A 12406-nucleotide genomic window follows, 5' to 3' on the forward strand; every position below is an offset into this window, starting at 1 on the left:
GCTAGCCGTTCGTCCACCGCGAAAGCTAGGCTTGACCTTTATGCAAGGAGTTTTCTGATGTCTGCCCCCTCTGTTCTGATCGCCGGTTGCGGCGATGTCGGAAGTCGCCTCGCGACTCAACTGCTGGCCGAGCAATGGCGGGTCTATGGCTTGCGGCGCACCGTGTCGCGCCTGCCCCAGGGCGTGCTTGGCGTCGCCGGTGACCTGTTCAGCGAGCAATGCCCCGCACTCTGGCCCCAGGAGTCCCCGGACTACCTGGTGTATTGCGCAGCCGCCACCGAGCACGATGAGGCCGGGTATCGCGCGGCCTATGTCGAGGGGTTGCAGCACGTGCTGGGCTGGCTCGAACAGCATGGTCAGCGACCCAAGCGCTTGCTGTTCGTGTCCAGTAGCAGTGTTTATGAGCAGAAGGATGGCGAGTGGGTCGATGAAACGTCCCTGGCCGAGGCTGCGGCCTATTCCGGGCGCTTGATGCTGGAGGCCGAACAGGTAGCCCTGGGTAGTGGGATTCCCGCCAGCGTGGTGCGCTTGACCGGTATCTATGGCCCTGGCCGCGAGTGGCTGCTGACCCAGGTGCGCCGTGGTTATCGCGTGGCGATCGAACCGCCCCTGTACGGCAACCGTATCCATGCCGACGATGCCGCGGGGTTGCTGGCGTTCCTGCTCAAGGCGGACCGCAGCGGCCAGGAGCTGGATGACTGCTATATCGGTGTGGATGACGCGCCTGCGCCCCTGGCGGACGTGGTTGACTGGTTGCGCGAGTACCTGGGCGTCACGGAGTGGGCTGAGGATGCCAGTGTGCGGCGCACGGGCAGCAAGCGTTGCAGCAATGCGCGGGCCAGAGCGTTGGGCTGGCTGCCGCGCTATCCGAGTTATCGCGAGGGTTATGCGGCGATTCTCGAGGGACAGGGCTGAGATCGACCGAGTGGCTTGATGTCGGGTGTGGAGGCTGCGTCTGGCTACCCGGGGACGCCGCTGCCGATAAGGCAGGGGGCCCGGGGCGCTCATTGCAGCCTGCGACAGCGGCTACAGGCGGTTTACTGTTTTTCCAGCAGCCATTGTTGATTGCCCGGAGTCAGCGACGGCACTTCGTCTGCCAGGGCGGTGTTGACCGCCTGGAAGATCTCCAGCTGCTGGTCCTTGCGCACGAAGATCCAGGAGTTGCCGCGGCCATTGAACTGCAGCCAGATGCTGTCGTTGCCGCCACTCATCGATGCGCAGTCGCCGGCCAGGCACAGGGCATAACGATCAGCGCCCGGCAGGCCTTGTACGACACCATCGGCCTGGAACTGCACGCTGTTGCCCAAGCCTGGGCCGCTGGTGATCTTCCATTTGCCACCCAGGTATGCCGAATACAAGGCGCGTTCGAAGTTGGCGCCCAGGGGCGCGCCTTCGGGGGCCGGATCCTTGGGGCGGTCGAAGACTTGCTCGGGCTCGTTGTCGTTGGCGACCTGGAGCAGTTGCTTGCCGTTGCGCTTGAGCTCGGTGGGAGCGCTGCCGTAGACCTCGACCCTGGCCGTGTCGGAGCTTTCGCTGGGCAGCTTGCCCTCAACGGTCTCGAAGCCATTGGTGTAGCGAGCCTGGCCAGCCTTGGTGTTGATCTCCCATTCCAGGTTCGGGCCGTATGCCTGGAGGGCTTCACGCAAAGGGCCACCCTTGGAGGCTGCGTCGATCGCCACCTGGTTGATCCAGACGCCACCGACGTCATGTTTGGTGGGGTCGCTGGCACAACCGCCGAGCAATACGGCGAGCAGCGAAACAGCTAGCGCTTTGCGCATGACGAAATCCTTTCAGAACGAAAACGGCGCAGCCTGAACGGCTGCGCCGAGGGTGTCACTCGATGACCAGAATGGCATCCATTTCAACCTGGGCACCCTTTGGCAGGGCGGCCACGCCAATGGCGGCGCGGGCTGGGTAAGGCTGTTCGAAGTACTTGCCCATGAGCTCGTTGACCTTGGCGAAGTGGCTCAGGTCGGTGAGGAAGATGTTCAGCTTGACGATGTCCTTGAACGAACCGCCTGCCGCCTCGGCAACCGACTTGAGGTTCTCGAACACCTGGATGGTCTGGGCTTCGAAGCCTTCTACCAGCTCCATGGTCTTTGGATCCAGCGGGATCTGGCCCGACATGTAGACGGTGTTGCCAGCCTTGATTGCCTGGGAGTAGGTGCCAATGGCGGCCGGGGCCTTGTCGCTGGTAATAACGGTCTTGGTCATGAATGACTCCTTGTAATGGGCGGGCTATGTGGCGGGTTAGGCACGCATGCGGGTGATGCGGATGACTCCGATCAGGGCGCGCAGTTTCTTGATCACACGGGCCAGGTGTACGCGGTCGTGCACGCTGACCACCAGTTGGACCACGCTGATGCGGCCATCGCGTTCGTCCATGCTGATTTTCTCGATGTTGCCGTCGGCGGCATTGACACTGCTGGCCAGCAGGGCGATCAGGCCGCGCTGGTGCTCCAGTTCGACGCGCAGTTCGACGTTGAACTCGCCGGTGACATCCTTGGCCCAGGACAGCTGGATGCATTTTTCCGGGTTGTGGCGGATTTCACTGATGTTGCGGCAGTTCTCCAGGTGCACCACCATCCCTTTGCCTGCTGACAGGTGGCCGACGATGGGGTCGCCCGGAATCGGCGTGCAGCATTTGGCGTAGCTCAAGACCAGGCCTTCGGTGCCGCGAATGGCCAGCGGGCCTTCCGGGCTCGGTAGCTGTTCGCCCTCGCCCAGCAGGCGACGAGCCACGACGTAGGCCATGCGGTTGCCCAGGCCGATGTCTTCCAGCAGGTCCTCGATCAACTCCAGGCGGTATTCGTGGAGGATCGCCTGGACCCGTTCGGCCGGGATTTTCTCCAGGGCGCTGTCGAAACCGTTGAGTACCTTGTTCAGCAGGCGCTCGCCGAGGCTGATGGATTCGGAGCGGCGCTGCAGCTTGAGGGCATGGCGAATGTGAGTGCGGGCCTTGCCGGTGACCACGAAGTTGAGCCACGCAGGATTGGGCCGGGCGCCGGGGGCGCTGACGATTTCTACGGTCGAGCCGCTTTGCAGCGGTTCGGACAATGGCGCCAGGCGGCGATTGATGCGGCAGGCGATGCAGCTGTTGCCCACGTCGGTGTGCACCGCGTAGGCGAAGTCGACCGCCGTGGAGCCCTTGGGCAGCTCCATGATCCGGCCCTTGGGCGTGAACACGTAGACCTCGTCCGGGAACAGGTCGATCTTCACGCTCTCGATGAATTCCAGCGAGTTGCCGGCCCGCTGCTGCATCTCCAGGACGCCCTTGACCCATTGGCGGGCGCGGGCGTGGGTACCCTTGGGCTGCTCGTCGCCACTGGACTTGTACAGCCAGTGGGCGGCGATGCCGTTGTTGGCCATTTCTTCCATTTCCCGGGTGCGGATCTGGATCTCGATCGGAACCCCGTGCATGCCGAACAGCGTGGTATGCAGCGATTGGTAGCCGTTGGCCTTGGGAATGGCGATGTAGTCCTTGAAGCGTCCGGGCAGCGGCTTGTACAGGTTGTGTACGGCGCCGAGCACGCGATAGCAGGTATCGACCTTGTCGACGATGATCCGGAACGCGTAGACGTCCATGATTTCGTTGAAGGCCCGGCGCTTGCCGCGCATCTTCTTGTAGATGCCGTAGAGGTGTTTCTGGCGCCCGCTGACTTCGCCCTGGATGCCGTCGATGGCCAGGCAGTGTCCCAGGGATTCCTCGATCTTGTTGACGATTTCCTTGCGGTTGCCCCGGGCGCGCTTGACCGCCTGGTAGATCCGCGCGGAGCGCATCGGGTGCATGGCCTTGAAGCCCAGGTCCTCGAATTCGATGCGCACGGTGTGCATGCCCAGGCGGTTGGCGATGGGCGCATAGATTTCCAGGGTTTCCTTGGCGATTCGCCGGCGTTTTTCGCCGGACAGCACTTCCAGGGTGCGCATGTTGTGCAGGCGGTCGGCTAGCTTGACCAGGATCACGCGGATATCGCGGGCCATGGCCATGGCCATCTTCTGGAAGTTCTCGGCTTGCGCTTCGGCCTTGGTCTCGAAGTTCATCTGGGTCAGTTTGCTGACCCCGTCGACCAGTTCGGCCACGGTTTCGCCGAATTGCGCGCTGAGCGCTTCCTTGGCGATGCCGGTGTCTTCGATCACGTCATGCAGCATCGCGGCCATCAGGCTCTGATGGTCCATGTGCATGTCGGCAAGAATGTTCGCTACCGCGAGTGGGTGCGTGACGTACGCCTCGCCGCTGCGACGGCGCTGACCGTCATGGGCTTGTTCGGCGTAGAAGTACGCTCGGCGGACCAGGTTCACCTGATCCGTGCCGAGATAGGTCGATAAGCGATCGGCGAGGGCGTCTATGCTCGGCATGATGTCTCCTGCCGTAAGCTGTGATCCCGCGCCGTGCTACGTCGACCAGGCATAGGCTTAGACGGCCTCGTTGGACTCGTCCTCGAAAGCAGCAAAAAGCGGCTCGTCTTCAACGATCTCGGCTTCAGCGATAGCGGCGTAGTCGATCAGGCCTTCAGCGATTTCGCGCAGGGCAACAACGGTAGGCTTGTCGTTTTCCCATGCTACTTTCGGCTCTTTGCCGCCGGTGGCCAGCTGACGGGCACGCTTGGTAGAGAGCATGACCAGCTCAAAGCGGTTATCCACGTGTTCTAGGCAGTCTTCAACGGTTACGCGGGCCATGGTCTTCCTCGTAGCAAATGCAATAAGCGCGGTGCCCGGATGGGCGAGCGGACTCAACAGTTTAAAAAATCACCAGCGTTTAGGGAAGCGCTGATTTTTTGACCAAACCCTTCGACGCGCTGCAAGCACCAATGTAAAGCGCTTGCAGCGGTTTTGGGAAGTGCTGTTTTTAACCCAGCAGTTCAGCGAGCAATTTGCCGAAACGCTGTTGCTGGCGCTTCTGTTGCAGCTGGTTGGCGCGGAAAATCGCCTTCAGGTCATCCAGGGCATGGGCGAAATCATCGTTGATGATCAGGTAGTCGTAGTCGACGTAGTGGCTCATCTCGCTGACGGCTTCGCGCATCCGTCCCTCGATGATCTCGTCGCTGTCCTGGCCGCGGTTGGTCAGGCGCTGGCGCAAGGCCTGCTGGGAGGGGGGCAGGATGAAGATCGAGCGCGCCTGGGGCATCAGCTTGCGCACTTGCTCGGCACCCTGCCAGTCGATTTCCAGGATCAGGTCATGACCTTCGTCCAGGGTCTGCTGCAGGTGGCTCTGGGAGGTGCCATACAGGTTGCCGAAAACTTCGGCGCGCTCGAGGAAGTCGCCATGCTCGATCATCCGCACGAATTCTTCGCGCTCGACGAAGTGGTAGTTCACTCCGTTGGCCTCTCCCGGACGCATGGCGCGGGTGGTGTGGGAGATCGAGACGCGGATGCTGGCATCGGCGTCGATCAGGGCCTTGACCAGGCTGGTCTTGCCCGCGCCCGAAGGTGCGGAAATGATGTACAGGGTGCCGGTGCTGTGGGTCATGTCAGTTGCCTTACTCAATGTTCTGCACTTGTTCGCGCATTTGCTCGATCAACACCTTGAGGTTGACCGCAGCCTGGGTGCTGCGCGGGTCGAAGGCCTTGGAGCCCAGTGTGTTGGCTTCGCGGTTGAGTTCCTGCATCAGGAAGTCCAGGCGTCGGCCGGCTGCGCCGCCGGACTTGAGCACGCGGCGGACTTCGATGATGTGGGTGCTCAGGCGGTCCAGTTCTTCGGCGACATCGCTCTTCTGCGCCAGCAGGAGCATCTCCTGCTCAAGCCGGGCCGGATCCAGCTCGGCCTGCATGTCGGCGAAGCGATCGAGGATCTTCTGGCGCTGCGTCGCGAGCATCTGTGGAACCAGCTCACGCAGGGTGGCCACGTCTTCTTCTATAGAAGACAGGCGTTCGTTGATGAGCCGGGCCAGTTCGGCGCCTTCACGCTCGCGGCCATTCTTCAAGTCTTTCAGGCCCTGGTTGAACAGCGCCAGAGCGTCGTTGTTCAGGGCTTGCGGGTCGCTGGCGTCAGCCACCAGAACTCCGGGCCAGGCCAGGACTTCCAGGGGGTTGAGCGCCGCAGGCTGCTTGATCAGGCTGGCGACGGATTCGGCGGCGGCCACCAGCTGTGCTGCCCGCTCGCGATCGACCTGAAGCGGCTTGCCGGCAGTTTCTTCGGTGAAGCGCAGGGTGCATTCGACCTTGCCGCGCGACAGGCCCTGGCGCAGGGCTTCGCGTACCGCGCCCTCGAGGTCGCGGAAGGCTTCGGGCAGGCGCAGGTGCGGCTCCAGGTAGCGGCTGTTGACCGAGCGCAACTCCCAGCTCAGAGTGCCTTGGGTTCCGGCCCGTTCTACCCGGGCGAAGGCGGTCATGCTGTGCACCATGGAGGTTCCTCCGGTTCAGCGCCGTGCCAGCCACGAGCGGGCTGGGCGGGCCTGATAGTGATGAATTAAAGCCGACAGGCTGCGAAGGCGCAGGATTGTAGCGCAGTGCGGTCGGCGCCCCCAAACCCTGGTGCCGACAATGGCCATGGTTCATCGTGACAGGGCTTTGCAGGGGCAAATGCGCCTTTGGCCGTTTTTGGTGTGCCCTGGCGCGGCCCGGGCTTTATAATGTCCGGCAGTTTTCCGTCCTCGTACAGGTGTTCCTCTATGAAACGTCCAAGTGGTCGCGCCGCCGATCAGCTTCGCTCGATCCGCATCACCCGCAACTACACCAAACACGCCGAGGGATCCGTACTGGTCGAGTTTGGCGATACCAAAGTGATCTGCACGGTCAGCGTCGAGAACGGTGTGCCGCGCTTTCTCAAGGGCCAGGGCCAGGGTTGGCTGACCGCCGAATACGGCATGCTGCCGCGCTCCACCGGCGAGCGTAACCAGCGCGAGGCCAGTCGTGGCAAGCAGGGCGGCCGGACGCTGGAGATCCAGCGCCTGATCGGTCGTTCGCTGCGTGCGGCACTGGATATGTCCAAGCTCGGCGACATCACGCTGTATGTCGATTGCGATGTGATCCAGGCCGATGGTGGTACCCGGACTGCATCCATTACGGGGGCGATGGTCGCCCTGGTGGACGCGCTGAAGGTGATCAAGAAGCGTGGCGGCCTGAAGGGTGGTGATCCGCTCAAGCAGATGATCGCTGCGGTATCGGTTGGCATGTACCAGGGCGAACCGGTCCTGGATCTGGACTATCTTGAGGACTCGGCAGCCGAGACCGACCTCAACGTCGTGATGACCAGCACCGGTGGGTTCATCGAGGTGCAGGGCACCGCTGAAGGTGCGCCGTTCCAGCCTGCCGAACTGAATGCGATGCTGGCTCTCGCCCAGCAAGGCATGACTGAGATCTTCCAACTGCAACAGGCTGCCCTCGCTGATTGATCGAGGTCGCCACGGCAAGGAGAGCGTCATATGAGTGATGAGCAACTTCCGCTGCCCACGCCGAGCCATGAGGTTCGGCAATGGGCAATGTTCTGTCACCTGTCTGCCTTGCTGGGGCTGTGGCTTCCGTTCGGCACGCTGATCGGGCCGCTGATCCTCTGGCAGATGAAGCGCGAGACCGATCCCTTCATCGACGCCCAGGGCAAGGAGGCGCTGAACTTCCAGCTGACCGTCGCCATTGCTTCGGCGGTGTGCTTCCTGCTGATGTTCGTGCTGATCGGCTTCGTGTTGTTCGGCCTGCTGGCACTGGCTGCCCTGATACTGACCATCATTGGTGGAGTCAAGGCTGGAGAGGGTGTGCCTTATCGGTATCCCTTCACCTGGCGCCTGGTCAAATAGATCAAGCGAGCACAAAAAAGCCGACAGTGATGTCGGCTTTTTTGTAGGCATGAAAAGACGCTTAGATAGTCAGCGTCCAGTCATAGTCCACGATCAGCGGGGCATGCTGCGAGAAGCGTGGCTGACGAGGCAGGCGCGCGCTGCGCACGAAGCGACGCAGGCCCGGGGTCAGCAGCTGGTAGTCGAAGCGCCAGCCCAGGTTGAGCATTTCGGCCTGCTCGTTATCCGGCCACCAGCTGTACTGGTCGCCTTCACGGCTGACTTCGCGCAAGGCGTCGACATAACCCATGTTGCCGATGATCTCGTCCATCCAGGCGCGTTCAGGCGCCAGGAAACCCGGAGACTGCTGGCTGTCGCGCCAGTTCTTGATATCCAGCTTCTGTTGGGCTACGTACAGCGAGCCACAATAGATGTACTCGCGCCGCTTGCGCCGCTGTTTATCCAGGTAACGGGCGAAATCGTCCATTAGCTTGAACTTCTGGTTCAAGTCTTCATCGCCGTTCTGCCCTGATGGAAGCAGCAAGGTCGCGATGCTGACCTTGTCGAAATCGGCTTGCAGGTAGCGCCCGTAACGATCGGCTGTCTCGAAGCCGAGGCCGCTGATGACCGCCTTGGGCTGCAACCGCGAGTACAAAGCCACACCACCTTGGGCGGGGACTTCGGCATCGCAGGCATAAAGGAAGTAGCCGTCCAGTTGGAAGGCTGGGTCGTCCAGTTCAAAGGCGGAGGCGCGGGTGTCCTGCAGGCAGATGACGTCGGCATTCTGTGCCTGCAGCCAACTGAGCAAACCACGCTCGACTGCAGCCTGAATACCATTGACGTTCACACTGATGATCCGCATAAATGGCCCCAAAAATCACGTGCGTGTATGATACCCGAGCTCTACCTAATTAGCTAAATCCGTGGTATCTGGGGTTTTTTCATGCAGGCGTATCAGCGCGATTTCATTCGTTTTGCCATCGATCGCGGGGTTTTGCGCTTCGGTGAGTTCACCCTGAAGTCCGGGCGCACCAGCCCCTACTTCTTCAATGCCGGTCTGTTCAACAGCGGTACGGCCCTGGCCCAGCTGGGGCGTTTCTATGCGGCGGCCATCGTCGACAGCGGCATTTCCTTCGACGTCCTGTTCGGTCCCGCCTACAAGGGCATTCCCCTGGCCGCGGCCACTGCGGTAGCACTGGCCGAGCATCACCAGCGTGATCTGCCCTGGTGCTTCAACCGCAAGGAAGCCAAGGCCCATGGCGAGGGTGGCAGCCTGGTGGGCGCGCCGCTGACCGGCGATGTGCTGATCATCGATGACGTGATCACTGCCGGCACGGCCATTCGTGAGGTGATGCAGATCATCGGTTCCCAGGACGGTGCCAAGGCGGCCGGTGTGCTGATCGCCCTGAACCGCCAGGAGCGTGGCAACGGTGAGTTGTCGGCGATCCAGGAGGTCGAGCGCGACTTCGGCATTCCGGTGGTGAGCATCGTATCCCTGAATCAGGTCCTGGAATTCCTGGCGGACGATCCGCAGCTCAAGCAGCACTTGCCGGCGGTGCAAGCCTACCGTACGCAATTCGGCGTCTGAAGGCGCAAAAAAAGAGACCCCGCCGGGCCAAGCCAGGCGGGGTCTTTTTTATTGCAGAGCTTAAGGACGCTTGCGATTGCTGATAAGGGTGCCGACACCGGTATCGGTGAAGATCTCCAGCAGGATCGCGTTGGGTACACGACCATCGATGATCAGCGAGCTGCCAACACCGCCCTGTACCGCTTCCAGTGCACAGCGGATCTTCGGCAGCATGCCGCCGTAGATGGTGCCGTCGGCGATCAGTTCATCCACCTGCTGGGTGCTGAGGCCGGTCAGGACCGTGCCCGACTTGTCCATCAGGCCGGCGATGTTGGTCAGCAGCATCAGCTTTTCGGCTTTCAGCGCTTCGGCCACCTTGCCAGCCACCAGGTCGGCGTTGATGTTGTAGGACTCGCCATTGGCGCCTACGCCGATGGGCGCGATCACCGGGATGAAATCACCTTTGACCAGCAAGTTCAGCAGGTCGGTATTGATCCCTTCCACCTCGCCCACATGGCCGATATCGATGATCTCCGGAGTGGTCATCTCCGGCGTCTGCCGGGTCACGGTGAGTTTCCTGGCCCGGATCAGCTCGGCGTCCTTGCCGGTCAGGCCAATGGCGCTGCCGCCATGACGATTGATCAGGTTGACGATGTCCTTGTTCACCTGGCCACCGAGGACCATCTCCACCACATCCATGGTCTGCGCATCGGTCACGCGCATGCCATCGACGAAGTGGCTTTCGATCGACAGGCGCTTGAGCAAGTCGCCGATCTGCGGGCCGCCGCCGTGCACCACAACCGGGTTGATCCCGACAGCCTTCATCAACACGATGTCGCGGGCGAAGCCGGTTTTCAGCTCCTCGCTTTCCATCGCGTTGCCGCCGTACTTGATCACCAGGGTCTTGCCGACATAGCGGCGAATATAAGGCAGCGCTTCGGATAGGACCTTGGCGGTGTTAGCGGCGGCGTCGCGTTCGATGGTCATTCAGGGCTCCGGTGCTTGAAACAATCAAAACGGTAGTTGGAGATCAGGTGCAACACGTTTCAGTTGGACATGGAACACGTCCTTAATCCGCTGCAGTTCGGCTTCATTGTCAGCCTCGAAGCGCAGCACCAGCACAGGGGTGGTATTGGAGGCACGAACCAGGCCCCAGCCCTTGGCATAGTCGACTCGCACTCCGTCAATGGTGGTCAGGTCGGCACCTTCGCCCCACTGCGCGTCGTGCAAGGCATCAATGATGCTGAATTTGCTCTCTTCGGTCACATGGATATTGATTTCCGGGGTAGAAATATCATTCGGGAAGGTCGCGAACAGCTCTTCCGAAGTGGCTTTCTCCTGGCTGAGGATTTCCAGCAAGCGCGCTGCAGAGTAGATGCCGTCGTCGAAGCCGAACCAGCGTTCCTTGAAGAACACGTGTCCACTCATCTCGCCAGCCAGCAGGGCGCCGGTCTGCTTCATTTTCTTCTTGATCAACGAGTGACCGGTCTTCCACATTAGCGGGCGACCGCCGTATTCCTTGATCAGCGGGATCAGGCGGCGGGTGCACTTGACGTCGAAGATGATCTCCGCGTCCGGATTGCGCGCCACGACATCCTTGGCGAAGAGCATCAGCAGGCGGTCGGGGAAGACGATGCTGCCGGTATTGGTGACTACGCCGACACGGTCGCCATCGCCGTCGAAGGCCAGGCCCAGGTCGGCCCCGGTTTCCTTGACCTTGGCGATCAGGTCCTCGAGGTTCTCGGGTTTGCCCGGGTCCGGGTGGTGGTTGGGAAAATTGCCATCCACCTCGCAGAACAGCGGGATGACTTCGCAGTTCAGGGCTTCGATCAGTTGCGGGGCAATGACCCCGGCGGCGCCGTTGCCGCAGTCGACCACCACCTTCATGCGACGGGCCAGCTTCACGTCCCGGGTGATCTCCTCGAGGTAGCGCGGCAGGATATCGACCTGGGTGATGCTGCCCTGGGCGTTGCTCAGGTTGTTGCTCTTGAGGCGCTCGTGCAGGGCCTGGATCTGTTCGTTGGCCAGGGTGTCGCCGGCGATGACGATCTTGAAGCCGTTGTAGTTCGACGGATTGTGGCTACCGGTGAGCATCACCCCGGACTTGCCGGCCAGCACGTTGGCTGCGTAGTACAGGGCTGGGGTCGGGACCAGGCCCACATCGCTGACATGGCAGCCGCTGTCATGCAGGCCCTGGATCAACTGAGCCACCAACTCCGGTCCGGACAGGCGACCGTCGCGGCCTACCGATACGTTGGGTTCGCCCTGGGCCAGGCTCTGGGAGCCGATGGCGCGGCCGATCCAATAGGCGGTTTCGGCGGTCAGGGTTTCCGGCACCACCCCGCGAATGTCGTAAGCGCGAAAGATGCTGTCGGGAAAGGTCGGGGCGACTTTGGCTGCGTTGCTCATCACTGAGGGTGCTCCATCTGAAGGGGGTGCGGTACGGCCGAGGAAGGACAGGCCGGTAGGCTCAAACTGAAGGGTATGACGGCGTTTTCAGCATAGAGTTCGTACTGCGAAAGTGCCATCCATGGGCTATGGCCGCTGTGCCATCACGCCGGAACCGGAGTGGGTGCGGCGTACTCGCCGGCAATGGCCGGCGACCGTTCATCCTGAAATTATCCTGTAGAACCGATCGGGCCGGACAGGGCGCCCGGCCGCAGCCAGTATCAATGGCTGCCGGAGTGACCGAAACCACCGGCGCCGCGCTGGCTTTCGTCGAACGCTTCAACCACTTCGAAGTGGGCCTGGACCACGGGCACCAGCACCAGCTGGGCGATCCGCTCGCCGACGGCGATGTTGAAGGCAGTCTGGCCGCGGTTCCAGCAGGAGACCATCAGCTCACCCTGGTAGTCCGAATCGATCAGGCCTACCAGGTTGCCCAGCACGATGCCGTGCTTATGACCCAGGCCGGAGCGAGGCAGGATCAGGGCCGCCAGGCCCGGGTCGCCGATATAGACCGATAGACCGGTAGGAATCAGCAAGGTCTGGCCTGGCTCCAGTACGGTGTCTTCCTTGAGCATGGCGCGCAGGTCGAGGCCGGCGGAGCCAGGCGTGGCGTACTGCGGCAGGGGGAATTCGTTGCCGATGCGGGGGTCGAGGATCTTGGCTTGTAAAGCGTGCATGCGAG

The 12406-nt window shown here is 61.8% G+C and carries 13 protein-coding genes and 1 pseudogene; 4 read left to right on the forward strand and 10 right to left on the reverse strand.

The genetic code is table 11. The features are described from left to right. The first annotated feature begins 57 nt into the window (after nucleotides 1-57). Nucleotides 58-915, forward strand: a complete 858-nt coding sequence (locus LGQ10_RS19990; RefSeq protein ID WP_226522978.1) for an NAD-dependent epimerase/dehydratase family protein — start codon at nucleotides 58-60, stop codon at nucleotides 913-915. Nucleotides 916-1037: 122 nt separating this feature from the next. Here the strand turns inward: LGQ10_RS19990 and LGQ10_RS19995 are convergent, their stop codons facing one another. The 6 genes from LGQ10_RS19995 to LGQ10_RS20020 all read right to left on the reverse strand — a co-directional run bounded on the left by LGQ10_RS19995 (nucleotide 1038) and on the right by LGQ10_RS20020 (nucleotide 6341). Then, the gene (locus LGQ10_RS19995) at nucleotides 1038-1778 is read right to left on the reverse strand and encodes a hypothetical protein (protein WP_058435418.1); all 741 of its coding nucleotides are present in this window, start codon (nucleotides 1776-1778) and stop codon (nucleotides 1038-1040) included. A 55-nt stretch (nucleotides 1779-1833) separates the two neighbouring features. After that, nucleotides 1834-2214, reverse strand: coding sequence for a RidA family protein (locus LGQ10_RS20000; RefSeq protein ID WP_058435417.1), 381 nt, complete (start codon nucleotides 2212-2214; stop codon nucleotides 1834-1836). A gap of 36 nt (nucleotides 2215-2250) precedes the next feature. Next, nucleotides 2251-4356 carry a bifunctional GTP diphosphokinase/guanosine-3',5'-bis pyrophosphate 3'-pyrophosphohydrolase gene (gene spoT / locus LGQ10_RS20005; protein ID WP_058435416.1) on the reverse strand — a complete coding sequence of 702 codons (2106 nt, stop codon included), beginning with the start codon at nucleotides 4354-4356 and terminating at the stop codon, nucleotides 2251-2253. A 57-nt stretch (nucleotides 4357-4413) separates the two neighbouring features. After that, nucleotides 4414-4677, reverse strand: a complete 264-nt coding sequence (rpoZ, locus tag LGQ10_RS20010; RefSeq protein WP_007921129.1) for a DNA-directed RNA polymerase subunit omega — start codon at nucleotides 4675-4677, stop codon at nucleotides 4414-4416. A gap of 169 nt (nucleotides 4678-4846) precedes the next feature. Next, a complete protein-coding gene (gene gmk, locus LGQ10_RS20015) occupies nucleotides 4847-5467 on the reverse strand; it encodes a guanylate kinase (RefSeq protein ID WP_058435415.1) in 621 nt (206 codons plus the stop codon). Nucleotides 5468-5477: 10 nt separating this feature from the next. Beyond that, entirely contained in the window at nucleotides 5478-6341 is an 864-nt protein-coding gene (locus LGQ10_RS20020) for a YicC/YloC family endoribonuclease (RefSeq protein ID WP_058435414.1), read from the reverse strand. Nucleotides 6342-6608: 267 nt separating this feature from the next. On the opposite strand from LGQ10_RS20020, the gene rph reads away from it, so the two are divergent. Both rph and LGQ10_RS20030 read left to right on the forward strand, forming a co-directional pair. Beyond that, nucleotides 6609-7331 (forward strand): ribonuclease PH, encoded by a 723-nt coding sequence (rph, locus tag LGQ10_RS20025; protein ID WP_022641842.1) that lies wholly within the window; start codon nucleotides 6609-6611, stop codon nucleotides 7329-7331. A 30-nt stretch (nucleotides 7332-7361) separates the two neighbouring features. Beyond that, entirely contained in the window at nucleotides 7362-7730 is a 369-nt protein-coding gene (locus LGQ10_RS20030) for a DUF4870 domain-containing protein (protein ID WP_058435413.1), read from the forward strand. A 61-nt stretch (nucleotides 7731-7791) separates the two neighbouring features. Here the strand turns inward: LGQ10_RS20030 and LGQ10_RS20035 are convergent, their stop codons facing one another. Beyond that, complete coding sequence (locus LGQ10_RS20035; RefSeq protein WP_011064227.1) at nucleotides 7792-8571, reverse strand: exodeoxyribonuclease III; 780 nt, start codon at nucleotides 8569-8571, stop codon at nucleotides 7792-7794. Nucleotides 8572-8652: 81 nt separating this feature from the next. Here LGQ10_RS20035 and pyrE point away from each other — a divergent pair, with 81 nt between their 5' ends. Beyond that, a complete protein-coding gene (pyrE, locus tag LGQ10_RS20040) occupies nucleotides 8653-9297 on the forward strand; it encodes an orotate phosphoribosyltransferase (protein WP_226522979.1) in 645 nt (214 codons plus the stop codon). A gap of 60 nt (nucleotides 9298-9357) precedes the next feature. Here the strand turns inward: pyrE and argB are convergent, their stop codons facing one another. The 3 genes and pseudogenes from argB to dut all read right to left on the reverse strand — a co-directional run bounded on the left by argB (nucleotide 9358) and on the right by dut (nucleotide 12401). After that, nucleotides 9358-10263, reverse strand: a complete 906-nt coding sequence (gene argB, locus LGQ10_RS20045; RefSeq protein ID WP_058435410.1) for an acetylglutamate kinase — start codon at nucleotides 10261-10263, stop codon at nucleotides 9358-9360. 24 nt (nucleotides 10264-10287) lie between these two features. Next, nucleotides 10288-11688: pseudogene (locus tag LGQ10_RS20050) on the reverse strand (phosphomannomutase/phosphoglucomutase); the annotation flags it as partial. A 257-nt stretch (nucleotides 11689-11945) separates the two neighbouring features. Next, a complete protein-coding gene (gene dut, locus LGQ10_RS20055) occupies nucleotides 11946-12401 on the reverse strand; it encodes a dUTP diphosphatase (RefSeq protein WP_025130826.1) in 456 nt (151 codons plus the stop codon). Nucleotides 12402-12406: the final 5 nt, after the last annotated feature.

The sequence above is a fragment of the Pseudomonas sp. L5B5 genome (assembly GCF_020520285.1).
GTDB lineage: Bacteria > Pseudomonadota > Gammaproteobacteria > Pseudomonadales > Pseudomonadaceae > Aquipseudomonas.

What these genes read in the sequence shown, in the direction of transcription:
- LGQ10_RS19990 (WP_226522978.1), top strand. Translation starts at nt 58, where the DNA reads ATGTCTGCCCCCTCTGTTCTGATCGCCGGTTGCGGCGATGTCGGAAGT.
- LGQ10_RS20020 (WP_058435414.1), bottom strand. Translation starts at nt 6,341, where the DNA reads ATGGTGCACAGCATGACCGCCTTCGCCCGGGTAGAACGGGCCGGAACC.
- LGQ10_RS19995 (WP_058435418.1), bottom strand. Translation starts at nt 1,778, where the DNA reads ATGCGCAAAGCGCTAGCTGTTTCGCTGCTCGCCGTATTGCTCGGCGGT.
- LGQ10_RS20030 (WP_058435413.1), top strand. Translation starts at nt 7,362, where the DNA reads ATGAGTGATGAGCAACTTCCGCTGCCCACGCCGAGCCATGAGGTTCGG.
- spoT (WP_058435416.1), bottom strand. Translation starts at nt 4,356, where the DNA reads ATGCCGAGCATAGACGCCCTCGCCGATCGCTTATCGACCTATCTCGGC.
- rpoZ (WP_007921129.1), bottom strand. Translation starts at nt 4,677, where the DNA reads ATGGCCCGCGTAACCGTTGAAGACTGCCTAGAACACGTGGATAACCGC.
- LGQ10_RS20035 (WP_011064227.1), bottom strand. Translation starts at nt 8,571, where the DNA reads ATGCGGATCATCAGTGTGAACGTCAATGGTATTCAGGCTGCAGTCGAG.
- gmk (WP_058435415.1), bottom strand. Translation starts at nt 5,467, where the DNA reads ATGACCCACAGCACCGGCACCCTGTACATCATTTCCGCACCTTCGGGC.
- dut (WP_025130826.1), bottom strand. Translation starts at nt 12,401, where the DNA reads ATGCACGCTTTACAAGCCAAGATCCTCGACCCCCGCATCGGCAACGAA.
- rph (WP_022641842.1), top strand. Translation starts at nt 6,609, where the DNA reads ATGAAACGTCCAAGTGGTCGCGCCGCCGATCAGCTTCGCTCGATCCGC.
- pyrE (WP_226522979.1), top strand. Translation starts at nt 8,653, where the DNA reads ATGCAGGCGTATCAGCGCGATTTCATTCGTTTTGCCATCGATCGCGGG.
- LGQ10_RS20000 (WP_058435417.1), bottom strand. Translation starts at nt 2,214, where the DNA reads ATGACCAAGACCGTTATTACCAGCGACAAGGCCCCGGCCGCCATTGGC.
- argB (WP_058435410.1), bottom strand. Translation starts at nt 10,263, where the DNA reads ATGACCATCGAACGCGACGCCGCCGCTAACACCGCCAAGGTCCTATCC.